This window comes from Pannonibacter sp., from assembly GCF_051860505.1.
Lineage (GTDB): Bacteria > Pseudomonadota > Alphaproteobacteria > Rhizobiales > Stappiaceae > Pannonibacter.
In genome coordinates, this window is sequence record NZ_JBHYDX010000015.1 from 1 (window position 1) to 21,990 (window position 21,990).

A 21,990-nucleotide genomic window follows, 5' to 3' on the forward strand; every position below is an offset into this window, starting at 1 on the left:
CAATCACCCAAAAAACCGCCAATCGAAACAACGCAGATGCAACTCCCAGGGCTCCAAACTTAAACCGGACAGCAGTGGCACAAGGCGGGGATGACCGTTGAGCGGGGGCTTCGGCTGCGGTGTCTGGGTCATGAGGCCCTGCGGCCCCTCACTCTGTGGTGGTCATCCCCGCCTTGTGCGGGGATCCATATGGCCCGCCCGCTTTCCCCACTCACCGCCCCGGCCGTCCCGTCTTCTTCGACCTTCCCTTGCGCCGGGCGTCTTCTGACGGGTCTTCGTAGGAGCCGGTGCCGATCTTGCCGCGCGGTGTGTGGTGCGGGGCGTCTTCTGCCTGAATCGCTGGGGCCTGGATGACGGGCTTTTTCGGCAATTCTCCGCTGTGCAGGGGAACTTCGGTGCGGCCGACAGTCATTTCGTCCAGGCTGTTCTTGCGCACTTTGGAGCTGGGGGCGGGCATGGCCGAGCCCCTGGCCGCTCGCGCCCGGTCGGCGGCGGTTTCCTTCTTCTTGCCGCTGGCGCCTTCCTTGGCCCCGCCGGCGCCGTAAAGCCGTTCGCCCTGATAGGTGCCGCCGCGCTCCTCCACGTCGGACTGGCGTGCCATCGGGTCGTCGGACAGGGCCAGCTCGGTGGCCTGCAGCCGGCGGATCTCGTCGCGCAGCCGGGCGGCGGTCTCGAAGTCGAGATCGGCGGCGGCGGTGCGCATCTGCTTTTCCAGGCTTTCCAGATGGGCCTTGAAATTGTGCCCGACCAGATTGCCGGTCTCGGCAAAGCCCGCGTCGACGGTGACGTGGTCCTGTTCGTAGACGCTGTCGAGAATGTCGCCGATGGAGCGCTTGACGCTTTCCGGCGTGATGCCGTGCTCGGTGTTGTAGGCGATCTGCTTTTCGCGGCGGCGGTTGGTCTCGGCGATGGCGCGGTCCATCGAGCCGGTCATGCGGTCGGCGTAGAGAATGACCTTGCCGTCGACATTGCGCGCGGCGCGGCCGATGGTCTGGATCAGCGAGGTTTCCGAACGCAGGAAGCCTTCCTTGTCCGCGTCCAGAATGGCGACCAGCGCGCATTCGGGAATGTCGAGGCCCTCGCGCAAGAGGTTGATGCCCACCAGCACGTCGAACGCGCCGAGGCGCAGGTCGCGGATGATCTCGATGCGTTCCAGGGTCTCGATGTCCGAATGCATGTAACGCACGCGGATGCCGTTTTCATGCAAGTATTCGGTCAAGTCCTCGGCCATGCGCTTGGTCAGCGTGGTAACCAGCGTGCGGTAGCCCTTGGCCGCCGTCTCGCGCACCTCGCCCAGCAGGTCGTCGACCTGCGAAGTTGCCGGGCGGATATGCACCGGCGGATCGATCAGGCCGGTCGGGCGGATGACCTGCTCGGCGAAGACGCCGCCGGACTGGTCCATTTCCCAGCTGCCCGGCGTTGCCGACACGGCCACCGTCTGCGGCCGCATGGCGTTCCATTCCTCGAAGCGCAGCGGGCGGTTGTCCATGCAGGAGGGCAGGCGGAAGCCATATTCGGCCAGCGTCGCCTTGCGGCGAAAGTCGCCCCGATACATGGCGCCGATCTGCGGAATGGTGACATGGCTTTCGTCGGCGAAGACGAGGGCGTTGTCGGGCAGGTATTCGAACAGGGTTGGGGGCGGCTCGCCCGGCGCGCGGCCGGTCAGATAGCGCGAGTAGTTCTCGATGCCGGCGCAGGAGCCGGTGGCCTCCAGCATTTCCAGGTCGAACAGGGTGCGCTGCTCCAGCCGCTGCGCTTCCAGCAGGCGGCCATGGGCGTTCAGTTCCTCCAGCCGCTGCTTCAGCTCGGCCTTGATCGACTTGGCGGCCTGCTGCAGCGTCGGCTTCGGCGTTACATAGTGCGAGTTGGCGTAGATCTTGACGCTCTTCAGCTCGCCGGATTTCTGGCCGGTGAGGGGGTCGAATTCGGTGATCGATTCCACCTCGTCGCCGAACAGCGAGATGCGCCAGGCGCGGTCCTCGTAGTGGGCGGGGAACAGTTCGATGGTGTCGCCGCGCACGCGGAAGGCACCGCGCTGGAAGGCGGCGTCGTTGCGCTTGTATTGCAGGGCCACCAGGTCGGCGAGCAGCTGGCGCTGGTCGATGCGTTCGCCCACCTCCAGCGCGAAGGTCATGGCGGTGTAGGTCTCGACCGAACCGATACCGTAGATGCAGGACACCGAGGCGACGATGATGACATCGTCCCGCTCCAGCAGCGCACGGGTGGCCGAATGGCGCATCCGGTCGATCTGCTCGTTGATCGAGGATTCCTTCTCGATATAGGTGTCCGTCCGGGGCACATAGGCTTCCGGCTGGTAGTAGTCGTAATAGGAAACGAAATATTCTACCGCATTGTCGGGGAAGAAGCTCTTGAACTCGCCATAGAGCTGAGCGGCGAGCGTCTTGTTCGGGGCAAGGATCAGGGCGGGGCGCTGGGTGCGGGCAATCACCTGCGCCATCGTGTAGGTCTTGCCCGAGCCGGTGACGCCCAGCAGCACCTGCGTCTGCTCGCCGCTTTCCAGGCCTGACACCAGCTCGGCAATGGCGGTTGGCTGGTCGCCCTTCGGCTCATAGGCCGACTTCAGCACGATCGGCACGCCACCTTCGGACTTGGTCGGACGCTCCGGCCGGTGCGGCACCCACAGGACGCCGTTCTTGTGCAGCGGATTGCCACTCTCGATCAGGGCGGAGAGGGCCGCGACGGTGGCCGTTGCGCCGCCATCGCCCGAGAGTTCCGGCAGGGCGTTGCGGCCCTTCTTCTTGCGGTTCTCCTTCAGATGCTGCTCGAGCTTCTCCGCCTCTTCCAGCGAGATGTCGAGCCCGGCAACCGGGTTAAGCCCGCCCGCCGCGCGCTCGCGAGCGCTCTCCGCCTTGCCGATGGACGTGCCGCGCGAGGAGCGCGATCCGGTGTCGGACTTGGCCTTCGGCTTTGCGGCCTTGCGCGCGGGCGCTGCCGGTGCATCCGTCGGGACCGACGCCGGATCAGGCAGCTTCTCGGCTGCGTCCGCAATTTCCTGTGCCCAGTTCGAGATCGAGCCCGAAAGCGGCGCGCCTTCGAAAGCGGCCTGCGGGGCTTCGCCAAAGCCATCGGCGGTTTCGGAGGAGGATGCGGCGGGGGGGAAGGGCTTCTTGCTCATGCCCCGCAATATGGGCCGAGTCCGTTGCCGAGGGAAGGGCGGGTTGCGGCTTTGTTCCGGACGCCGTGTGAGTGGGACAAGCCTCCTGACAGGATGATGTCAGGAGGCTTGTCGCGTTTGCATCATCGCCGGAAGCCAGGGCGTTGAGGAGTACAGGCTTCAGCCTGGTCAGCGCGTCATCGACACCAGCGAGAACATCGCGCCCTGCGGATCGAGGGCGTTGACGATCCACGAGCCGCCGGGCACTTCCTGCGGACCGTTGACGATCCTTGCGCCGGCTGCTGTGGCCCGGGCGACAGCCGCGTCGAGGCCATCGACGTTGATGTAGAAATTCCAGAAAGGCTCCGGCATGTCTGGCATTTTGGTCATGATGCCGCCAAGACCGACGCCGTCCAGCGCAACGCACTGGTAGGTGCCCATCGGCCCCATGTCGACGGCCATGTCCTTCTGCCAGCCGAACATCTTGCCGTAGAACTCGACTGCCTCGGCGCCGTCGCCGGCGTAAAGCTCGTTCCAGCCGAAGGTGCCGGGATGACCCATGGCCGGTTCCGGCGGCAGCGGACCGTCGGGCATGTCCGGCTTGAACAGGCAGATCACCGCGCCATGCGGGTCCGCAACCACGGCAAAGCGTCCGATCTGCGGGATGTCTTCGGCCGGCTTCATGATCTTGCCGCCATGGGCCGCGAACTCTGCGGCCTTGGCGTCGACGTCGGCGACCCCGACATAACCGAGCCAATGCGGCGGAACGCCGATGCCGGTCAGTTCTTCCGGTATGACCATGATGCCGGCGGTCGGCATCGGCTGGCCGGGAATGGTCATCAGCGTGTAGTCGAAGCCGGGCATCCCGGCGTCCGATGCTGTCCATCCGGCAACCTCTGCGTAGAACGCAGCCGCTGCCTTGGGGTCCGTCGTCATCAGTTCGTACCAGATGAACTTGCCGATCATTGCAATCCTCCCTTTTTGAAATGCGGCTCCCCTGCGTCAAGCCGGAGTGACCACATGGGTCATGAACTCATGAAAGCTCCCGTCCGCCTGTTCGACGCTGCCCGTGAAGCTGCGGCTGCCATCAGACCTGAAGCGTATGACATCGCGATAATTGACGATTTTCTCGGGAGTGTTGAAATCCGGTCCCTGGGCTTCCAGCACCAGCGTCTCGCCGCCGTCTTCCAGCCAGCCACGATAGACCCAGAGCCGGTCCATCATCGAACCGATCCATGTGCCGGTGTAGCAGCCGAGCGCCGGGTCGTAGCCGATGGTCATGAACATCCGGGCCGGTGTTCCATCCGGCATCGGGCCCTGGCTTTCGATCACGACCCAGAGGTCCCCAAGCATCCGGCCCGTTTCCGTCCAGAGTTTTGCCGGATCGTTCGGGTCGTAATCTGGATGACCGGTGCTCGAGATCATGCGCCAATCGCCTGCCAGGCGTTGCAGGACCTTGTGATGTTCCGTGGGCTTGGATGGTTGCATGAGCGTCCCCTGTAATTTCGGGTTGAGCTGTCGCATTGGCGGGGGATAAGTCTTGCGGGCCGGGGCGGACCACCGTATCCCGGCAATACTGTCAATTGACGATAAGAGTTGATATCAACATATTTGAACCATGTCAAACGCGCCAGTCATTCCCTATTCCAAGACGCTGCAGGTCAAGGACACCTGCCTCTGCCTCTTTGCCCAGCGAGCGGCACGCGTTCTGGCGCGGCGGTTCGATCTGGCATTGAAGCCGCTGGGGCTCACCAATCAGCAGTTCTCGCTGATGATGTCGCTGAACCGGCCCGCGCCGCCGTCGCTGGGGCAGGTCGCGCGGCTGCTGGGCATGGACCGGACCACGCTGACTGCTGCCCTGAAGCCGCTGACGCGCAACGGCTGGGTCGAGGTTCTGCCGGACCCCAAGGACAAGCGCGGCAAGCGCCTGGCGTTGACTGCGGTGGGCGTCGGCGTTCTTCAGGCGGCTGTTCCGGTTTGGGATGCGGTACACGGTGCGCTGGAGGCTGGAATGGCGACAGACCCGCAGCTGTTGCGCAACGGACTGGCCGAAATCAGCGGCTAGGCGCATCCCCCTTCGAATGCCCGTCCGAATGTCCGAGATCGCGCTCCGGCCAGACCAGATCGCGAACGCGTTGCTTCAGGACCTTGGCCTCCGGGAAGCCGCCGTCCGCCTTGCGCTCCCAGATCTGGGTGCCATCACAGGTGATGACAAAGACACCGCCCGTTCCCGGGATCAGGGTGACGGAGCCAATCTCCTCGGAGAAAGTGCTGAGCAGTTCCTGCGCCATCCAGGCGGACCTCAGCATCCAGTTGCATTGGCGGCAATAGGTAATGACAAGGGCCGGTTTCTCACGCTCCTGAACCTGGGGCGAGGTCTCGGCTTTCGGCTCTTGAACTGTGAGGTTTGACATTGGGGTTGCCTGTGGCGTGGGACATGCGGGCTGGCTGGATCGGCTGTGATCACTGCATGGATCTTTCCCGCACTGCAAGGGTGGTTGTTGAGCTGTGGCTGCTGCCGGGCTACCTGTGAGGGCAGGATTTCCCGAGCCGGTGATGCGATGAGCCAGGACAGCCACGACAAGAGCCGCAGGACCTCGATCGAGGCGGCCGCCTGCGGCCGGCTTGATGCCCTGTTGGCAGATGTTCCCGGACTGGCGGCGGCCATCGGCGACCTGTCAGCGATCTCGCGGCAGGACGGGCTCAGCAACGAGGTCTTCCGCATCGATGGCAGCCGGGGGGAGTTCATCCTGCGGCTTGAACGGCCCAGCCTGCGGGGGCGGGTTGACCGTCTTACGGAGGCGGCTTTTGCCAGGCGGGCGGCGGATCTTGGGCTTGGGCCCAGCGTCGTGCTGGTTGAGCCGGGGCGCGGATTGATGCTGTTGCAGGCCTTGCCGGATGCACGTCCGCTTGCAAGCGATGACAGGGCCGATCCGGGCGAGGCGGTCCTGCTTGGGGTTGCCTTGCGCAAACTGCACCAGGCGGCGGGGCTTTCGGCAGGTCGCCTGTGTCCCGAAGATCTGATTGCCGGGCTGCGGGCACGAGTGCCGGCCGCACGGTTGTCTGCCCTGCAAACGCAGGTGGTGGATGCGGCGATGGCAGCCGCGCGGCAGCTGGGCGCGGACCCTGTCCACCCGGTACCCAGTCACTGCGATCCGGTGCCGCAGAATGTGCTGCTGTCCGGCGGACGGCTGTGGCTGATCGATTTCGAGTATGCAGCGCTGGCCGACCCGGCCTGGGACCTGGCCTATGCCGGACTTGAGGCGGGATATGGCGCGGCTGCGCGCATGGCGTTGTTGACTGGCTATTGCGCCGGAGATTTTCCGGCGGCAGCAAAACTGGCCCTACGCGTTGGCCGGATGCGGCCGGTGTGTGACGTCGTGTCCGCACTGTGGGCGCTGGATCAGGCGGAGGCCGGCAATCCGGCAACGGACTTCACAGCCTATGCGCAGGCACGGCTGGCACGGGCGCAAACAGCGCTTGACCAGCAAGGCAAGCCGTCCGGCAAAGATGACGACTAGGGCCGGTTCCTGTTCGAACTGACTGTCCGGTTCGGCACAGCTTACCGGGCGCCGGTCGGGTCGAAGGCGAGCACGCAGACCTGGTGCCGGTTGTTCATGTCGTCGCGAAACGACATGTTCTCAGGCTCGCGCAGCAGGTTGTCCCAGAGATCGTCAGATCTGAGCGAGGTCAGCGTGCAGGCGCAGATCTTGCGGCAGGCGGCCTCGTCAACGCCGCCCAGAGCGCAGGTGAAGCTGCAGTTGTCGATAAAGTCTGTCGAGGCGCGGTCCGGGATGAGATGCACCGCTGCCAGAAGCCACAGCGCGCCAAACAGCACCGGCTGATGCAGCAGGTAGACAGCCAGGGAATGGCGGCCTGCGAAACAGGCAAGCCGGCCGCCGGGCCCGGTCGGTTGCCACGTGGCCGCAAGCTCTGTCGCCTGTGGTAGGCGCAGGAGATGGCCGGCGGCAATACCGATCAGGGTCAAGCCGGCCCAGGGCGTGAGCGGAACATAGTCGACGCTGGAGACGCCCGGGTCGCCAAGGCCGGTCCATAGCCACCAGGGGCCATCCAAGGCAGGAACGCCCGGCAGATAAGGCAGGGCAAGGATCAATCCGCCGGCGAGAAGGGCGAGCGGGACGCCCGCCAGCGCCGGCAGGCGGGCAAAGGGCAGGGCAATCAGGCTTGCGGCTGCGATGGCGTGCAGGATGCCGAAGCGAACCAGACCCTCGCCGAGGGCAAACCAGGTGCCGAGGCTGACAAGAGCCGCTGCAGCGAGGATCATGGCCTCGCGGCGCAGGAAGGCGCGCCAGCGGATGCCGTTGCCATGTGCCAGCGAGAGGCTGACACCGGCAAGGAACAGGAAGCTGCCAGCGATGGCAGCGGCAAAGGCGCGCCAGCCCGGTGCCGTGTCCACCGGCCAGTCGACAACGCCAAACCAGAACAGGTCCCAGGACAGGTGATAGATGCCCATCGCCAGGAGCGCGAGGCCGCGCAGGGCGTCAAGGACGGGCAGGCGAACCCGGGTCATCAGCGGCTCCGGCCGCGCAGATCAGCCAAGGAAAGCGGACAGCAGCAGGCTGGCGAAACCGCCGAGCGCGATGGTTGCGGCCACCAGGGGCCAGGGCGAGGGGCTGGTGGTGGCTGCGCTGTCCATGTCGAAACGGTCCTGGAGGCTCATCGCTGACCTTTCTGCGGTTTGGGAGATACAGGTTCGCAAACGCGCCCGGCAGTGGACCGGACAATGGAGCCACAGGGAACGACAGTCATGGTTAATGAAAGGTTAAAAGGGAGAGGTGCCCGGATGCCACGGCAGCGGCGGTGGCGGATGGAGCTGTCCCCAGCCGGGTTGAAACACACGGCGGTGTCCGCACCAGAGGTCAAGCGCCGGGCGTCAGGCAAAGTGCTTCAAGTTCAGTTGTTTATTTCAAGTTCTCCGCAGCCTTCAACTCACAGGCCCAAGGCTTCCAGCCCGCCTTCCAGATGGTCGGCAAGCATCGGCATGCGCAGCAGATAGGTGGAGGTTGCAGCGAAGGCGCGGTCACGGGCCTCGTCAACTGCCTGTGCATAGTCGGCGGCGTCAAAGTCCCCCCGACCGAGCCAGACGAGGGCGACCAGTTCGGCGGCCTCGTCGATGTTGAGATCATCGATCAGTTCGCGAAGCTCCTCTTCGCTGAGGTCTTCGCTTTCTTCCTCTGCCAGGCCGTTGTGATGGTGGCTGTCGGTGAGAAGGTCAGGGTCGAATTCGACTTCTGCCTCGCCGCGGTTCTCGTAAGCATCGTCCAGTGCAGTGGAAGCGGCTCGCGCCTTCTGGGCCAGCATGCGAATGGTATCGGGGGACAAGGTGAGTTCGACGGCCATGACGAGCCTCCGCGATCATGTCCTTCCACTATCCACCGGCTTGCATCACTTGACAACCGGCCAGGACAGGAAGGGTTAGCGGCTGCTGTCTTGGGAGGGCGGCACCTGACGGTCGGGGCGCGCCGAGGCGGCGCTGTCGGGCCCGGTCAGCGAGATGATCACGGCGAGGATCAGTCCGAGAGCGATGGCGATGCCGAGGGGACGCAGGCTTGCCTCCTCGGGGTCACGGGATTGGCGGGGCATGGGTCAGTGTCTCCAGGAGGCGGCCCGGCGGCGCGCATAGGCCGGCGAAGCCGAAAGGCTGCGCTCAAGGCGGTGCCACAGGGCCAGGGTGACGGCGCTCATGGCGAGAAACACACCGAGCAGCAGCAGGATCGCGCCATCCACCGTGGCCGCTTCACCGAAGATCGCGTAGAGGCCAGCTGCGGCAAGGCAGGCAAGCGCGGTCACCGGCAGGATGCCGGGCAGGCGGCTGTGGTCGGCTTGCGCTTCATGCTCATGGGAGAAAGATCCGGTCACGATGTGTCCTTTCCTTCGGAATTCCGATGGGGGGGACATTGACCGGCGATTGCGACGCGTTCCCGCTTGGATCGTGACGCAGTGCGACAGATTTTGCGGCCATTTCATGGCGCGGTCGTTAGCCTTGTCATTTTCTGATTCACTTCTTTTTGGGGAAATGCTGCGAGTGTGCACCGCAGTACTCTGGTGGTTGGTTGGGAAGATCCGGAATAGCGGATGCAGGAGAAGAACGTGAAGGCAAACGCCCTCGCTGTCGCAAATCGACCAGAGGACGCCAGGGAACAGCCAGGGACTGCGGTGAGCGAAACAGTCGCTGGCCCGGTGCTTCGCCTGTCTGGCCTGCTGTATTTTATTGCCGATCTCTCCGCCATGCGGCTCGTCTGGCAGGAAAGCAGCTCGCAGACTTTCGAAGGTCAAGGCGGCAAACTGCTGGAGGCCAGTTTCTCCGATGCCATGCGCATGCTGCCGGCGCAGACGCAGAAGAACCTGCTCGGGTTCATCCAGACCGTGCTGCGCAAGGGCAAGGCGGGGCCAACTGAGATTGGCGGAGACGCGGATACCGGGCTGATCGGTGTGACGCTGTACGGTTTGCGTTACGACTCGGAGGGGGGGCAGCCCTTCGTCATCTGTCATCCGGTGGGCGGAATTCCGGAGAACGAGGGCGGCGCGGTGGTGCGCGGCCTGGCGCCGATCCTGAAGCACTTTGTCGAGAACTCGACCAAGATCGTCCTAACCGTCGACAACTACGGCTACATTCGCTACGCCAGCCCTGCCTTCATGCAGGTTTTCGGAATTACGGACCCCGCCCTTTGCCTGGGACGTAACATTGCCCATATCCCGAAACGGGTCGGCAAGACGCTGGCGCTGCTCACGCTGACTGCCTTGACCCGGAGGGCCGGGGCATCGGGTCGCGGTCGGTTCCAGCTCCCCAGCGGGGACAGTATCCTGCTGAATTACTCGGCGGTGTTCTTCCGTGTCAGCGAAACGGTGGGAGGCGTGCTGTTTTCGGCGGAACCTGGGGAAAACGGCCGTGTTGATATGGCAAGGGTGTTTGACGCGATGACAGCGCCGGTGCTGGTGATCGACAGCAAGACCCGCAAGATCCTCAGCGCCAACAAGGTCGCGCGCAAGATCTATGCCCTGACGCAGCAGATCATTGACGACACGCCGATCACCGAGACGTTGCTGCATCCGAAGTCCTTCACCGCTCTGCTTGAAGCCGCGCGCAAGGGCGTCGTCGCACCGCAATCGGTCGTGATCAATTCGATGGATGGCGTTTCCAAGAACAAGCGCCTGCGTGCCATGCTCATCGAAGCCGATGACGCCCCACCGCGCCTGATGCTTGAGGGCAAGGCCTGACGCGAAAACACGCTTTGAACCCTTGCGGTGGCAAGGATCTGGCACTAGGGTCCGCGCGCTTGTTTTTGCAGTCTCCCACGGAGGATACTATGGGCTTTATTGCCGACGCTCTTGCGCGCGTGAAACCGTCCGCGACCATCGCGGTGACCAACAAGGCGCGTGAGCTGAAAGCCGCAGGCCGGGACGTGATTGGTCTCGGCGCCGGTGAGCCGGATTTCGATACACCGGACAACATCAAGGCAGCGGCGATCAAGGCCATCACCGAGGGCAAGACCAAATACACTGCCGTCGATGGCATTCCGGAGCTGAAGGACGCCATTGTCGCCAAGTTCAAGCGCGAGAATGGCCTGACCTACACGCCGGCCCAGGTGACTGTCGGCACCGGCGGCAAGCAGGTGCTCTACAACGCCCTGATGGCAACCGTGAACCCGGGCGATGAAGTGATCATCCCGACGCCGTACTGGGTCAGCTACCCGGACATGGTGGAACTGGCCGGCGGCACGCCGGTGATCGTCGAGGCGGACAAGTCCACCTTCAAGATCACGGCAGAAGCACTGGAAGCGGCGATCACGCCGAAGACCAAGTGGTTCATCTTCAACTCGCCGTCGAACCCGTCCGGTGCTGCCTACAGCCATGCCGAACTGAAGGCGCTGACGGACGTGCTCGTCAAGCACCCGCATGTCTGGGTGATGACCGACGATATGTACGAGCACCTGACCTATGACGGCTTCAAGTTTGCCACGCCGGCGGAGGTCGAGCCGGCGCTGTATGATCGCACGCTGACGGTCAACGGTGTTTCCAAGGCCTATGCCATGACCGGCTGGCGCATTGGCTATGCGGCTGGTCCCGTTTCGGTGATCAAGGCGATGGCGACCATCCAGTCGCAGTCGACCTCCAACCCTTGCTCGATCGCCCAGTACGCGGCGGTGGAAGCCCTCAACGGCCCGCAGGACTTCATCCCGAAGAACAACGAGATCTTCAAGGCTCGCCGTGACCTCGTGGTGTCGATGCTGAACCAGGCCAAGGGTCTCGTTTGCCCGGTGCCAGAGGGCGCGTTCTACGTGTTCCCGTCCTGTGCCGGCACCATCGGCAAGACCGCGCCGTCCGGCAAGGTCATCGAGACCGACGAGGACTTCGTCACCGAGCTTCTGGAGACCGAAGGCGTTGCCGTGGTGCATGGCTCGGCCTTCGGCCTTGGCCCGAACTTCCGCATTTCCTATGCGACCTCGACCGAGGCGCTGGAGGAAGCTTGCATGCGTATCCAGCGCTTCTGCGGAAATCTTAAGTAAAATTAATAACTTATCGGTTGTTCAGGGCGCCTGGTCGCGCTCTGGACACATTCACCTGCGATTGAACCCCGGTCCGGCGGCTTGCAACCCAAGCCAGCCGGGCCGGGGTTCGTCGTTTCATGGCGCGGTGCCGTCGCGGCGACTTTGGTTTCCATTTTTTGTCCGGAGATGTTCCATGTATCGTTCCACGCTCCTTGCTGCCGCCTTGGCCGTCGCTTCCATTGCTACGCCGGCGCTGGCGCAGAACCAGGCCCCGGGCCTGCAGATCGGCGTCTTGACCTGCGCTGTCACGGGCGAAAGCAATTTCATTATCGGATCCAGCCATGCGCTGTCCTGCAGCTACAAGCCGGCTATCGAGGCACCGGTCGAGACCTATACGGGCAAGATCACGGATTACGGCCTTGATATCGGCTCCACCGCCAACGCCAATCTGGTCTGGGGCGTGCTGGCGCCGAGTGCTGACATGAAGCCCGGTGCATTGGCCGGCACCTATGCCGGCGTGACGGCCGGCGTAACGCTGGGTGCCGGGCTTGAAGCCAATGCCCTGATCGGTGGCCTCGATCGCTCCATCGCGCTGAACCCGCTGAGCCTTGAAAGCAACACCGGCGCCAACATCACGCTCGGCGTTGCCAAGCTGACGCTGAAAGCGGCACAGTAAACTGCAATCCGGCTGGTTCCAGTCCAGTTCAAACCGACACGAGGGCGGCGTAGGCTGCCCTCGTGTTGATGACAGACCTTACGGCGTCACCCCGGCCAAGCGTAGCGCGAGCCGGGGCCTACTCGCTTGCAGAGCGGGAAACAGGGTGCCGAAACGTAATGGCAGGCGTAGCACACCTTGCCGCAAAACTCAGCGTCACCGGGCCGATCCTGATGGCTCTGCGAACGAGTAGGCCCCGGGTCTCCGCTTCGCTGCGCCCGGGGTGACACGGAGCAAGATCATGGGGGCTTGGGCGTCCCCCGTACCACCCCCAGCCCTTCCTTTCATTTCCGCTCGTTGCCATCCCTGTTGATTTCGCGGCAGGCCGGGTTGTTCGCTGACGGGCAGGGTTCGGTGAGCTGGAGATTGCGCTCCTTGCGCTGCTGGTCGAGGCGCTGCGTCTGCGTGTCCAGCGTGCCGAGTTGCCTTGCGCGGTCACGCTCCAGAAGTCGGGCCGGGTCTTGGGATCGCGCAGCGCGTCCGCCTGCTGTGCCATTGTCCTGGTAGCCGCCAAGCGCCGACGTCTGGGCGGTCAGTGGTGTTGCTTGGAAAGCGGAGAGTGCAGTGCCAAGGCACAGCACCGTGAGCATGCGTGGCAGATCGATCCTTCGCAGTCGTATTGGCATGGTGTTCCCGAGGGTGAGGCGCGGGCAAGGCAGTTCCAGCAATGCGTCATGGTCCCGCTGCTGGCAAGGCCTGTGCTCGATGCTGCGGTGCCGCACATGTTTTCCTTGCGTCGGCTTACAAAACGGCGCGAGCATGGCGGACCGCCCCAAGGCGGGCGGTGGCGCGGCCTTGCGGCGTCCATCCTGTCGCAAACCGCGCTGGCACCCCAGCCAACGGGAGGCGGCGGCATGACACAAGATCACACGCAGACAAGCGGGAAGGCAGCGACAAACGGCAGACACGCAGGGCCCCGGTGCATCGCGCTGGTTGGGCCCTTTGCCAGTGGCAAGACCACCCTGCTGGAAGCCATTCTCGCCCGCACCGGGGCATTGACGCGGCAAGGCAGCGTATCGGCTGGCTCCAGCGTCGGTGACGGCAATCCGGAAGCGCGCGCGCACAGCATGAGCGTCGAGGTGAATGTGGCGGAGACCGAATATCTCGGCGATCGCTACACGTTTCTGGATTGCCCCGGATCGGTGGAATTTCTCAGCGAAGCCCAGGGCGTGCTTGGCGGTGTCGACCTCGCCGTCGTGGTGGCCGAGGCCGATGACAAGAAGATCCCGGCGCTGCAACTGATCCTCAAGACACTGGAGGATCGCGGCATTCCCCGCGTCCTGTTCCTCAACAAGATCGACCGGACCGACCGGCGGGTGCGCGAGGTTCTGGCAGCCCTGCAGCCGGCGTCAAGTGTGCCGCTGGTGCTGCGCCAGATCCCGATCTGGAAGAACGGCATTGCCATGGGCTTCATCGATCTCGCCCTCGAGCGCGCCTTTGTCTACCGCGAGCATGCTGAAAGCCTGGTGATCGAGATGCCGACGGATGAACACCAGCGTGAGGTCGAGGCGCGGTTCTCCATGCTGGAACGACTGGCCGACCATGATGACGTGCTGATGGAGGCGCTGCTGGAGGACATTGCTCCGGGGCGGGAGCGCATCTTCACCGATCTTGGAGAGGAAATGCGCCAGGGACTGATCTGCCCGGTCTTCATCGGCTCTGCGGAACATGGCAACGGCATCCAGCGGCTGATGAAGGCGCTGCGGCACGAGGCCCCCGGAATTCGTTTCACGCAGCGCAGGCTGGACCTGCCGAAGGACTGCGAGGCGGTGCAGGTGCTGAAGACACTCCACACCTCGCATGGTGGCAAGCTGTCGCTGGTGCGCGTGCTGGCGGGGCGGGTTGGAGAGGCGGCCACGCTCGTTCGTCCGGATGGTGCAGAGGCGCGGATCAGCGGCATCGCCACGCTGTACGGCCAGCAGACGAGCAAGCGGGGGGCAGCGGACGCAGGCGAGACGGTGGCGCTGGGCAAGCTCGACGGCGTCATGACAGGTGAAACGCTTGGACTGCAAGGCGTCGCGCCACAGGTGGCGCGGTCCTGGGTGCCAGAGCCGGTGCTCAGCGTTGCCCTGTCGGCAGCCGAGTGCAAGGACGAGGTCAAGCTGTCGTCAGCCCTTGCCAAGCTTGTCGAGGAAGATCCGGGCCTCAAGGTGTCCCAGTCCGGGCAGTCCGGCGAAACCTTGTTGCAGGGGCAGGGCGAGATGCACCTGCGGGTGGCGCAGGAACGGTTGCGCGGCAAATACGGCCTTTCCATCGATGTTCATGCCCCGAAGGTCGCCTATTGCGAAACCATCCGCTCCAGCACGTCGGTGCGCGGCCGGCACAAGAAGCAGTCTGGCGGGCATGGCCAGTTTGGCGATGTGGCCCTCGAGATCCGGCCCTTGGGCCGCGGCGAGGGCTTTGTCTTCGCCGACCGGATCACCGGCGGGGTCGTGCCCAAGCAATATATACCGGCGGTCGGGGAGGGCGTTGCCGAGGCACTGGGCACCGGTCCACTCGGTTTTCCGCTCGTCGATCTTGCCGTCACCTTGACGGATGGTTCCTACCACTCGGTCGACAGCTCCGACCAGGCGTTCAAGATGGCGGCGATCCTTGCCATGCGGGAGGGGCTGCCGCAATGCGCGCCCGTGCTGCTGGAGCCGGTGCATCAGGTCAAGGTGTTCTGCCCGAGCGAGGCGACATCCCGGATCAATGCGATCATCTCGGGACGGCGAGGACAGCTTCTGGGCTTTGATGCCCGTCCCGGCTGGCCCGGCTGGGACGAGGTGCGGGCCTTGATGCCGGAGGCGGATATCACAGACTTGATCATTGAGCTGCGCTCCGCAACTTCCGGCGTCGGCAGTTTCACCCACCGCTTTGATCATCTGGCCGAACTGGTGGGCAAGGCGGCAGACCAGGTGGTGCAGCGGGCCTCTGCCCGCGCGGCCTGATCTCTGGCTGCAAGATGGCGGCCGGGCGGCACGCTGCCCGGCCCTTGACTGATGCTGGCGCGCTTTCACGCAAGGGTGACGGCTCTCGTCCTTGACTCACTGCAGCGTGACTTGTCAGGAGCGCCCAATCCCGCTCCTTCTACATGGATGACAGGCCGGGAGCGCACCGGCCACCGATCCGAGGGAGCTTGGCATGAACATCATCGGCAAACGAGCGTGGGAGATGGCGGAGCATCTGGCGACGCCGGAACATCTGTTCTTCAACCGACGCCAGGCTTTGAAAGGGCTGGGCCTCGGCCTTGCCGGCGGGATTGCGGGCAGCCTGCTGCCGTCGCCCCTGCGCGCGGAAGACGACCCGAGTGCCGGGCTGTATCCGGTCGGCCGCAATGCCGCCTATACGCTCGACCGGGACCTGACCAACCCGGCCTTTGTCGAGACCTACAACAATTTCTACGAGTTCGGCTCGCACAAGCGCATCTCTGCTGCGGCGCAGAAGCTGCCGATCCGCCCCTGGGTGCTGAAGATCGACGGGCTTTGCGACAACCCGCAGGAAATCGGCATTGACGACCTGCTGAAGAAGATGCCGCTGGAAGAAAGGCTGTACCGCCACCGCTGTGTCGAGGCCTGGTCGATGGCGGTGCCGTGGTCCGGCTTTGCTCTGGCCGAACTGGTCAAGCTGGCGAGCCCGCAGGCGGGGGCCAAATACGTGCGGATGGAAACCTTCCAGAACCCGGAGGTCGCAACCGGGCAGAAGCAGACCTGGTATCCCTGGCCTTATGTGGAAGGCATGACCCTGGCCGAGGCAACCAATGAGCTCGCCTTCATGGCCACCGGCGTCTATGGCAAGCCTCTGCCGAAGCAGTCAGGCGCGCCCCTGCGCCTCGCGCTGCCCTGGAAGTACGGCTTCAAGTCGATCAAGTCGGTCGTGCGGATCAGCTTCACCGAGACGCGCCCCGTGTCGTTCTGGGAAGAGATTGCCGGATCCGAATATGGCTTCTGGGCCAATGTGAACCCGGACGTGCCGCATCCGCGCTGGAGCCAGGCGAGCGAGGAACTGCTGGGCACTGGCGAACGCCGGCCGACGCTCATGTTCAACGGCTATGGCGAGCAGGTCGCAGGGCTGTATGCCGGACTGGAGAACGAGCAGTTGTACATGTGAAGCGTGCAGGCGCTGGCCCAGTTCAGCGCCGGCGCAACCTCCTCCCGAATTCAGGGCAAAAAAAAGCCGGGTCAAAAGACCCGGCAGTTGTTTTTTTGATCTCTCACAGCGGTGAAAGATCACCTTCCAGAGGGGAACAGCTGGCTGAATTGGCGTCGCTGGGAGGAGAGTGCGACGCCGCAGAACCAACAGTGATGCTTATATGCAGTGCACAAGCTGCCGAAACAAGTGGCACCTGCGCAGATCTGCTATGCGTTTCCAGGGTAGCTGGCAAAATCGTCATGCGATTGTCGCGCAGATCTGGGTGCGGCGCACAAAAATTGCCACCGCCTTGTGCAAGTGCCTTTGAAACAAGCGTTTTTCAGAATGTGTCGCAAGCCGTGAAGGGAGTGCATCTGGCCGGCCCTGCTCAAGGCGAAGGCACAGCCCGCGCATGACAATTGCGGGGCAGCGTCACACGGCTGACGCATTTGCGGATGCGAACAGGGGAAAGGGCGCTCAGTAGGCCCAGCGTTCGGCCTTGGCGAGCAGAAAGTCGCGGAAGGCGGTGATGCGCGCGGTGTTCTTCAGCTCGGACGGATAGACGAAATAGGTGTCGAAGCTCGGGATCATGTCCTCGACCTCGGTCAGGATCTGCACCAGCGAGGAATCGTTCTCGACCAGGTAGTCCGGCAGGATGGCGACGCCGATGCCCTTCTGCACGGCGCGCTTGATGGCAACGACGTTGTTGACGCGCAGGACCACCCGGCGCGGATTGTCCACGTCGCGGCCGGCAATCTCGAGCCAGTTCATGTCGCGCAAGTAAGCCGGGGCATGTTCGCCGAAGGTGACAAGCCGGTGGTTGTCGAGATCGGCAATGGAACCCGGCGTGCCATAGCGCTTCAGGTAGGACGGCGCGGCATAGACGTGGAAATGCACCGTGAACAACTTGCGCTGGATCAGGTCCGGCTGGGTTGGCTGGCGCAGGCGGATGGCAATATCGGCCTCGCGCATCGACAGGTCGAGCTCGGCATCATCGACCAGCAGCCGCAGGTCCATGTCAGGATAAAGGTCAATGAACTCGTGGATGCGCTGGGTCAGCCAGGTCGAGCCGAGGCCCACGGTCGTGGTCACGCGCAAGACACCCGTCGGCTTCTCGCGGCTGTCGGTGAGCCGCGTCTGCACGGCTTCCAGCTGCATCAGGACGTCCCGGGCGGTGCGATAGAGCAATTCGCCCTGCTCGGTCAGAAGGAGGCCGCGGGCATGGCGATGAAACAGCGGCACGCCCAGGTCGGCTTCCAGCGCGCTGACCTGACGGCTGACGGCCGACTGGCTCATATTGAGGCTGTCGCCGGCATGGGTAAAACTGCCTGCCTGCGCCGCAGCGTGGAAGATGCGCAGTTTGTCCCAGTCCATCATGTGAGCCTCCGCTCGCGCCCGCTCACGCCTGATGCGGCCGGGCGAATCTGTCAGGCTTGTGTGTCAGGCCTGTGTGTCCGATCCATGTTCGGCCAGAAACTTTTCCGCTTCAAGCGCTGCCATGCAGCCCATGCCGGCAGCCGTCACCGCCTGGCGGTAGATGTCATCGGTGACATCGCCCGCTGCAAAGACGCCGGGGACCGAGGTCCGGGTCGAATCTGCTTCGGTGAAGATGTAATTGTTCGGCTTGAGCTGTAGCTGGCCACGGAACAGATCGACAGACGGGGCGTGGCCGATGGCAACGAAGACACCGTCGGTGGCCAGATCACGGGTCTCGCCGGTCTTGGTGTTTTTCAGCCGGACGCCGGTCACGGCCTTGGGCATGCCACCGCCCAGGATCTCGTCCACGGCGTGATCCCAGATTACCTCGATCTTCGGGTGCTTGAACAGGCGTTCCTGCAGGATCCGCTCGGCGCGGAAGCTGTCGCGTCGATGCACAACGGTCACCTTGGAGGCCAGGTTGGCAAGATACAGCGCTTCCTCGACGGCGCTGTTGCCACCGCCAACGACGACGACCTCGCGGCCACGGTAGAAGAACCCGTCGCAGGTCGCGCAGGCTGAAACGCCGGCGCCCATGTAGTCCTGTTCAGACGGCAGGCCGAGCCAGCGCGCCTGCGCGCCGGTCGCGATGACCAGGGCGTCTGCGAGGAAGATCGTGCCACTGTCGGCAACAGCACGGAAGGGCCGCTGCGACAGGTCGACTTCGGTGATTGTGTCATACAGCAGCTTCGTGCCGACATGCTCGGCCTGCAGCCGCATTTGCTCCATCAGCCAGGGGCCCTGGATCGGTTCGGCAAAGCCGGGATAGTTTTCGACATCGGTGGTGATGGTCAACTGGCCGCCCGGCTGGATGCCGGCAACGAGCACGGGCTCCAGCATCGCGCGGGCCGCGTAGATCGCGGTGGTGTAACCGGCCGGGCCGGAGCCGATGATGAGGAGCTTCACGTGTTCGGTGGTCATGGCGATCCACTTTCTGTCGTCGCCACCAGGCCCGTCAGGGCTGGCGGTCGCTGTTGGTCTGGCCGGTGGCCCCGCGCTGCCGCATGGCGTTGCGAATGGCTGCGGCAATCTCTGGCGTGCTGTTCAGCGGCTCGTAGGTAGTGGTTTTCAAAGGCCCGGGGAAGGGGTGAACAATGCCCATTTCCGCCAGTCCAGACAAAAACATTCCAATCTTGGCGTGGCCGCCGCCGGGATGGAACACATGCACGGCGCGGCCGGTCGCCGCAGCTTCGCCGATCATGTTGGTGCTGTCGGCGGTCACCACGACCGCCTCCGCCCGGCCAAGCATGGCGGCAAGCGGGTTTTCACCCCTGCCGTCCCAGAAGAAGTGTCCGCCCGTCGCAGCCATTTCGGTCAGGGCGCGTGCGAGCCCTACCGGGGTGCGCCGTGATGTCGTGATCATCAGCCTTGCGCCAAACCGCGCCCAGGCTTCGAGCCCGGCGACAAGGGCGCGAATATCGCCATCGGAAAACTGGTGATGGCGACTGTCACCGCCCACCAGAACTGCAACGCGCGGGTGACCGATGGCGTCCAGCCTTGCATCAGAGGTCGCGCTGGCACGGGCAAGCCGGGCGGCGCTGAGCCGGTGCGGCGCCGTTAGCGTGACCATGACATTCGGCCCGCGCAGTCTGTCGTGCTGGCTCACCCAGATGAAGTCCGCCGTGCCGCAACCGGTGCGTGGATCTTTCAGAAAGACGGTGAAGGTGTCGCCTTTGCTGATCCGCTTCAGCCGCTTGAGATAGGGCACGGCGCGTCGTCCCGAGGCGATGGCGAGCTGGGGAAACGGCGGGGAAAGGGGGCTCTGCGGCCGGGTCTCGTTCTCGCGCGGATCGATCGGGCCATAGGGCATCACCCAGGAAAACGGCGCGCGGGGTCGTATGATGCGGCGCTCATAGGCAAGCCCTAGGGCCTCGGCCACGCCGATGCACTGCGCTTCATCGCCGGCCTTGCCATCGGTCAGGATCCAGGCCGGCGCAGCTGCGGATAAAAGAGCGGTTTCAGGTTCTTTCTTATTCATCTCGGTTTTTGTTATAGTCTTGCAGAACCGCAAAAAAAATTTTACTTCCAGCCACATCTACGCGGGTGAGCCGGAGAGTCGCAAGGCTTTCAGCCGCTGGATACGGCAGGCAGCAGGCCCGCCTGATCCAGGTCCGGAGCGCTGCCCGCTGTTATCGCTATGGAGAGTTTCTTGAAAGCACGGCTTGATGCCATCGATTGGCACATCCTGAAAGAACTACAGCAGGATGGTCGGATGACCAACGTGGAACTGGCGCGCCGGGTCGGGATTTCCGCTCCCCCGTGCCTGCGCCGCGTTCGGGCGCTGGAAGAAGCGGGCCTCATTCGGGGCTACCGCACGCTGCTGGACGAGAAGCAACTGGGCTATGAGGTGACGGCCTTTGCCATGGTCGGCCTGCACAGCCAGACGGAGAACGACCTGATCGCGTTCGAACAGACCGTCAACGGCTGGCCGATCGTGCGCGAGTGCTACATGCTGTCGGGCGAGGTGGATTTCCTGTTGAAATGCGTCGCCCCCGACCTTCAGACCTTCCAGACCTTCATCATCCGCGAACTGACCGCAACGCCCAACGTCGACAGCGTCCGCACCGCCCTTACCATTCGCCGGACCAAGGACGAACCGATGGTGCCGATCGCGCGGTAGGCGTCGCAAGACAACGCCGTCGCTGTAATTTGACAATCTTTGCCAATCTCTGCCAAAGTCTGCGAATGTGATTGAAAGAGGTTGGCCATGGCGACGATGAATGTATCGCTTCCGGATCCCATGAAGGATTGGGTTGAGGCTCAGACGGTCTCGGGGCGTTATAGCAACGCGAGCGACTACGTGCGCGATCTGATCCGGCGCGACCAGGAGCGTTGCGGCAAGATTGCTCATATGCAGATGCTGGTTACAGAAGGTCTGGAAAGCGGCGTCAGTGACCAATCTATGGCCGATATCCTGAACGCTGTGCGTCATCGCGTCCGGACAGACCCGTCTTCGGATGGCCTATAAGCTCAGCCGCAAGGCAGCGGATGATGTCACGGGGATCTTGATCGAGGGGACTGTGCAGTTTGGCGACGCGCAGGCTGCCCGCTATCATGGCCTGCTGGAAAGCGCCTTCGAACTGATTGCAGCCAATCCGTATCTGGCGCGTGAACGCCATGAGATAAATCCGCCTGTCCGCGCTTATCCGGTCCACTCTCATCTGGTCATTTATGTCGTAGATGACCGCAGTGATGTGCTGATCATCCGTGTGCGCCACGGGCGTGAGGACTGGAAGCAGAACCCATCAGGGGAATAGACGGTGAGGGCTTCTTGTCCCTGATGGAATGGGAAGCGGTGGCAGCTTTGCAGGTCATAAGACGGCCTTACACCAAGTCTTGTGGTGTTGACGCATCACGCTTCGAAATTGCTCGGACGCCAGACGGACTTGAAGAGTTCTCGTTGTGTGAACCGTCTTGAGGATTGGTACTGTCGGCCGACTTCATCAAACAAAAATGCCCGCACAAGCTGCGGGCATTTTCATCAGGCATGTTTGCGAAACGCAACGGGATCAGAGGAAGCTGACGGCCTCGATCTCGTAGGAGCGCGAGCCGCCGGGTGCGGAAACCTCGACGCTGTCGCCGACGGTCTTGCCGATCAACGCGCGGGCAATCGGGGACGAGATGGAGATCCGGCCCTGCTTCACATCGGCCTCAACGTCGCCGACGATCATGTATTTCTTGGCTTCCTCGGTGTCCTCATCGATCAGCGTCACGGTTGCGCCGAACTTGACCGTGGTCCCCGAGAGCTTCGAGACATCAATGATCTCGGCGCGGCCGAGCTTATCCTCGAGTTCCGCGATGCGGCCCTCGTTGTGGCTCTGGGCTTCCTTTGCCGCATGATATTCGGCATTTTCCGACAGGTCGCCGTGCGCACGGGCCTCGGAAATCGCCTCAACGATCCGGGGCCGCTCGACCGACGTGCGCTCCTTCAGTTCCGTCTGCAGCATGGCATAGCCCGCAGCCGTCATCGGGATCTTTTCCATTGGTCCTGGACCTTCACGTACCATGGCCCGCACCGAAGGGCGCGGGCCGAAAGAACATAAAAAGCACGATCCAGCCGGACG

The 21,990-nt window shown here is 63.7% G+C and carries 24 protein-coding genes; 10 read left to right on the forward strand and 14 right to left on the reverse strand.

Features of this window, described 5'->3' with window-relative positions:
• Positions 1-211: 211 nt before the first annotated feature.
• The 3 genes from uvrB to ACTIFE_RS11805 form a co-directional block, all read right to left on the reverse strand.
• Positions 212-3,136 (reverse strand): excinuclease ABC subunit UvrB, encoded by a 2,925-nt coding sequence (gene uvrB, locus ACTIFE_RS11795; RefSeq protein WP_439529353.1) that lies wholly within the window; start codon positions 3,134-3,136, stop codon positions 212-214.
• Positions 3,137-3,304: 168 nt separating this feature from the next.
• Positions 3,305-4,081 (reverse strand): VOC family protein, encoded by a 777-nt coding sequence (locus tag ACTIFE_RS11800; RefSeq protein ID WP_439529354.1) that lies wholly within the window; start codon positions 4,079-4,081, stop codon positions 3,305-3,307.
• A 36-nt stretch (positions 4,082-4,117) separates the two neighbouring features.
• The gene (locus tag ACTIFE_RS11805) at positions 4,118-4,603 is read right to left on the reverse strand and encodes a DUF1579 domain-containing protein (protein ID WP_439529355.1); all 486 of its coding nucleotides are present in this window, start codon (positions 4,601-4,603) and stop codon (positions 4,118-4,120) included.
• Positions 4,604-4,733: 130 nt separating this feature from the next.
• Between ACTIFE_RS11805 and ACTIFE_RS11810 the strand changes: the two genes are divergently transcribed.
• On the forward strand, positions 4,734-5,180 hold the full coding sequence (locus ACTIFE_RS11810; protein WP_439529356.1) for a MarR family winged helix-turn-helix transcriptional regulator: 447 nt from the start codon (positions 4,734-4,736) through the stop codon (positions 5,178-5,180).
• Here ACTIFE_RS11810 and ACTIFE_RS11815 read toward each other — a convergent pair.
• Positions 5,170-5,529: a SelT/SelW/SelH family protein gene (locus ACTIFE_RS11815; protein WP_439529357.1), complete on the reverse strand. Its 360-nt coding sequence runs from the start codon at positions 5,527-5,529 to the stop codon at positions 5,170-5,172. The two genes, ACTIFE_RS11810 and ACTIFE_RS11815, sit on opposite strands and share 11 nt — an antisense overlap.
• Before the next feature lie 147 nt (positions 5,530-5,676).
• Here ACTIFE_RS11815 and ACTIFE_RS11820 point away from each other — a divergent pair, with 147 nt between their 5' ends.
• Positions 5,677-6,636, forward strand: coding sequence for a phosphotransferase (locus tag ACTIFE_RS11820; protein ID WP_439529358.1), 960 nt, complete (start codon positions 5,677-5,679; stop codon positions 6,634-6,636).
• A 41-nt stretch (positions 6,637-6,677) separates the two neighbouring features.
• Here ACTIFE_RS11820 and ACTIFE_RS11825 read toward each other — a convergent pair whose 3' ends face one another.
• From ACTIFE_RS11825 to ACTIFE_RS11845, 5 genes are all read right to left on the reverse strand, one after another.
• Positions 6,678-7,646 carry a DUF1624 domain-containing protein gene (locus tag ACTIFE_RS11825; protein ID WP_439529359.1) on the reverse strand — a complete coding sequence of 323 codons (969 nt, stop codon included), beginning with the start codon at positions 7,644-7,646 and terminating at the stop codon, positions 6,678-6,680.
• 21 nt (positions 7,647-7,667) lie between these two features.
• Entirely contained in the window at positions 7,668-7,796 is a 129-nt protein-coding gene (locus tag ACTIFE_RS11830) for a hypothetical protein (protein WP_439529360.1), read from the reverse strand.
• A 269-nt stretch (positions 7,797-8,065) separates the two neighbouring features.
• Complete coding sequence (locus ACTIFE_RS11835) at positions 8,066-8,476, reverse strand: DUF3775 domain-containing protein (protein WP_439529361.1); 411 nt, start codon at positions 8,474-8,476, stop codon at positions 8,066-8,068.
• A 75-nt stretch (positions 8,477-8,551) separates the two neighbouring features.
• Complete coding sequence (locus ACTIFE_RS11840) at positions 8,552-8,719, reverse strand: hypothetical protein (protein WP_439529362.1); 168 nt, start codon at positions 8,717-8,719, stop codon at positions 8,552-8,554.
• Between the two features lie 3 nt (positions 8,720-8,722).
• Positions 8,723-8,995 (reverse strand): hypothetical protein, encoded by a 273-nt coding sequence (locus ACTIFE_RS11845; RefSeq protein ID WP_439529363.1) that lies wholly within the window; start codon positions 8,993-8,995, stop codon positions 8,723-8,725.
• Positions 8,996-9,211: 216 nt separating this feature from the next.
• On the opposite strand from ACTIFE_RS11845, the gene ACTIFE_RS11850 reads away from it, so the two are divergent.
• The 3 genes from ACTIFE_RS11850 (at position 9,212) to ACTIFE_RS11860 (ending at position 12,301) form a co-directional block, all read left to right on the forward strand.
• Positions 9,212-10,354: a PAS domain-containing protein gene (locus ACTIFE_RS11850; protein WP_439529364.1), complete on the forward strand. Its 1,143-nt coding sequence runs from the start codon at positions 9,212-9,214 to the stop codon at positions 10,352-10,354.
• An 89-nt stretch (positions 10,355-10,443) separates the two neighbouring features.
• Entirely contained in the window at positions 10,444-11,643 is a 1,200-nt protein-coding gene (locus ACTIFE_RS11855; protein ID WP_439529365.1) for a pyridoxal phosphate-dependent aminotransferase, read from the forward strand.
• A gap of 175 nt (positions 11,644-11,818) precedes the next feature.
• Positions 11,819-12,301 carry a DUF992 domain-containing protein gene (locus ACTIFE_RS11860; protein WP_439529366.1) on the forward strand — a complete coding sequence of 161 codons (483 nt, stop codon included), beginning with the start codon at positions 11,819-11,821 and terminating at the stop codon, positions 12,299-12,301.
• Between the two features lie 323 nt (positions 12,302-12,624).
• Here ACTIFE_RS11860 and ACTIFE_RS11865 read toward each other — a convergent pair whose 3' ends face one another.
• Positions 12,625-13,062: a hypothetical protein gene (locus ACTIFE_RS11865; protein WP_439529367.1), complete on the reverse strand. Its 438-nt coding sequence runs from the start codon at positions 13,060-13,062 to the stop codon at positions 12,625-12,627.
• Positions 13,063-13,194: 132 nt separating this feature from the next.
• Between ACTIFE_RS11865 and ACTIFE_RS11870 the strand changes: the two genes are divergently transcribed.
• Positions 13,195-15,270: an elongation factor G gene (locus tag ACTIFE_RS11870; RefSeq protein ID WP_439529368.1), complete on the forward strand. Its 2,076-nt coding sequence runs from the start codon at positions 13,195-13,197 to the stop codon at positions 15,268-15,270.
• Positions 15,271-15,463: 193 nt separating this feature from the next.
• On the forward strand, positions 15,464-16,429 hold the full coding sequence (msrP, locus tag ACTIFE_RS11875; RefSeq protein ID WP_439529369.1) for a protein-methionine-sulfoxide reductase catalytic subunit MsrP: 966 nt from the start codon (positions 15,464-15,466) through the stop codon (positions 16,427-16,429).
• A 498-nt stretch (positions 16,430-16,927) separates the two neighbouring features.
• On the opposite strand, the gene ACTIFE_RS11880 is transcribed toward msrP, so the two are convergent.
• The 3 genes from ACTIFE_RS11880 to ACTIFE_RS11890 form a co-directional block, all read right to left on the reverse strand.
• On the reverse strand, positions 16,928-17,824 hold the full coding sequence (locus ACTIFE_RS11880) for a LysR family transcriptional regulator (protein ID WP_439529457.1): 897 nt from the start codon (positions 17,822-17,824) through the stop codon (positions 16,928-16,930).
• A 66-nt stretch (positions 17,825-17,890) separates the two neighbouring features.
• Entirely contained in the window at positions 17,891-18,847 is a 957-nt protein-coding gene (gene trxB, locus ACTIFE_RS11885) for a thioredoxin-disulfide reductase (RefSeq protein ID WP_439529370.1), read from the reverse strand.
• A gap of 34 nt (positions 18,848-18,881) precedes the next feature.
• Positions 18,882-19,904 (reverse strand): mitochondrial fission ELM1 family protein, encoded by a 1,023-nt coding sequence (locus ACTIFE_RS11890; protein ID WP_439529371.1) that lies wholly within the window; start codon positions 19,902-19,904, stop codon positions 18,882-18,884.
• Positions 19,905-20,075: 171 nt separating this feature from the next.
• Between ACTIFE_RS11890 and ACTIFE_RS11895 the strand changes: the two genes are divergently transcribed.
• The 3 genes from ACTIFE_RS11895 (at position 20,076) to ACTIFE_RS11905 (ending at position 21,183) form a co-directional block, all read left to right on the forward strand.
• On the forward strand, positions 20,076-20,546 hold the full coding sequence (locus ACTIFE_RS11895; RefSeq protein ID WP_106754808.1) for an Lrp/AsnC family transcriptional regulator: 471 nt from the start codon (positions 20,076-20,078) through the stop codon (positions 20,544-20,546).
• Between the two features lie 87 nt (positions 20,547-20,633).
• Positions 20,634-20,894, forward strand: a complete 261-nt coding sequence (locus tag ACTIFE_RS11900) for a type II toxin-antitoxin system ParD family antitoxin (protein ID WP_439529372.1) — start codon at positions 20,634-20,636, stop codon at positions 20,892-20,894.
• Complete coding sequence (locus ACTIFE_RS11905; protein ID WP_439529373.1) at positions 20,884-21,183, forward strand: type II toxin-antitoxin system RelE/ParE family toxin; 300 nt, start codon at positions 20,884-20,886, stop codon at positions 21,181-21,183. Before ACTIFE_RS11900 ends, ACTIFE_RS11905 begins: the two co-directional genes overlap by 11 nt.
• Before the next feature lie 252 nt (positions 21,184-21,435).
• Here ACTIFE_RS11905 and greA read toward each other — a convergent pair whose 3' ends face one another.
• Positions 21,436-21,909 (reverse strand): transcription elongation factor GreA, encoded by a 474-nt coding sequence (gene greA / locus ACTIFE_RS11910; protein WP_106754779.1) that lies wholly within the window; start codon positions 21,907-21,909, stop codon positions 21,436-21,438.
• Positions 21,910-21,990: the final 81 nt, after the last annotated feature.

Excerpts from the sequence above, each read along its gene's own strand:
- ACTIFE_RS11905 (WP_439529373.1), top strand. The coding sequence starts at position 20,884 with ATGGCCTATAAGCTCAGCCGCAAGGCAGCGGATGATGTCACGGGGATC.
- ACTIFE_RS11835 (WP_439529361.1), bottom strand. The coding sequence starts at position 8,476 with ATGGCCGTCGAACTCACCTTGTCCCCCGATACCATTCGCATGCTGGCC.
- uvrB (WP_439529353.1), bottom strand. The coding sequence starts at position 3,136 with ATGAGCAAGAAGCCCTTCCCCCCCGCCGCATCCTCCTCCGAAACCGCC.
- ACTIFE_RS11815 (WP_439529357.1), bottom strand. The coding sequence starts at position 5,529 with ATGTCAAACCTCACAGTTCAAGAGCCGAAAGCCGAGACCTCGCCCCAG.
- ACTIFE_RS11840 (WP_439529362.1), bottom strand. The coding sequence starts at position 8,719 with ATGCCCCGCCAATCCCGTGACCCCGAGGAGGCAAGCCTGCGTCCCCTC.
- ACTIFE_RS11870 (WP_439529368.1), top strand. The coding sequence starts at position 13,195 with ATGACACAAGATCACACGCAGACAAGCGGGAAGGCAGCGACAAACGGC.
- ACTIFE_RS11900 (WP_439529372.1), top strand. The coding sequence starts at position 20,634 with ATGGCGACGATGAATGTATCGCTTCCGGATCCCATGAAGGATTGGGTT.
- msrP (WP_439529369.1), top strand. The coding sequence starts at position 15,464 with ATGAACATCATCGGCAAACGAGCGTGGGAGATGGCGGAGCATCTGGCG.
- ACTIFE_RS11820 (WP_439529358.1), top strand. The coding sequence starts at position 5,677 with ATGAGCCAGGACAGCCACGACAAGAGCCGCAGGACCTCGATCGAGGCG.
- ACTIFE_RS11810 (WP_439529356.1), top strand. The coding sequence starts at position 4,734 with ATGTCAAACGCGCCAGTCATTCCCTATTCCAAGACGCTGCAGGTCAAG.
- greA (WP_106754779.1), bottom strand. The coding sequence starts at position 21,909 with ATGGAAAAGATCCCGATGACGGCTGCGGGCTATGCCATGCTGCAGACG.
- ACTIFE_RS11805 (WP_439529355.1), bottom strand. The coding sequence starts at position 4,603 with ATGCAACCATCCAAGCCCACGGAACATCACAAGGTCCTGCAACGCCTG.
- trxB (WP_439529370.1), bottom strand. The coding sequence starts at position 18,847 with ATGACCACCGAACACGTGAAGCTCCTCATCATCGGCTCCGGCCCGGCC.
- ACTIFE_RS11800 (WP_439529354.1), bottom strand. The coding sequence starts at position 4,081 with ATGATCGGCAAGTTCATCTGGTACGAACTGATGACGACGGACCCCAAG.
- ACTIFE_RS11890 (WP_439529371.1), bottom strand. The coding sequence starts at position 19,904 with ATGAATAAGAAAGAACCTGAAACCGCTCTTTTATCCGCAGCTGCGCCG.
- ACTIFE_RS11855 (WP_439529365.1), top strand. The coding sequence starts at position 10,444 with ATGGGCTTTATTGCCGACGCTCTTGCGCGCGTGAAACCGTCCGCGACC.
- ACTIFE_RS11860 (WP_439529366.1), top strand. The coding sequence starts at position 11,819 with ATGTATCGTTCCACGCTCCTTGCTGCCGCCTTGGCCGTCGCTTCCATT.
- ACTIFE_RS11825 (WP_439529359.1), bottom strand. The coding sequence starts at position 7,646 with ATGACCCGGGTTCGCCTGCCCGTCCTTGACGCCCTGCGCGGCCTCGCG.
- ACTIFE_RS11850 (WP_439529364.1), top strand. The coding sequence starts at position 9,212 with ATGCAGGAGAAGAACGTGAAGGCAAACGCCCTCGCTGTCGCAAATCGA.
- ACTIFE_RS11880 (WP_439529457.1), bottom strand. The coding sequence starts at position 17,824 with ATGGACTGGGACAAACTGCGCATCTTCCACGCTGCGGCGCAGGCAGGC.
- ACTIFE_RS11830 (WP_439529360.1), bottom strand. The coding sequence starts at position 7,796 with ATGAGCCTCCAGGACCGTTTCGACATGGACAGCGCAGCCACCACCAGC.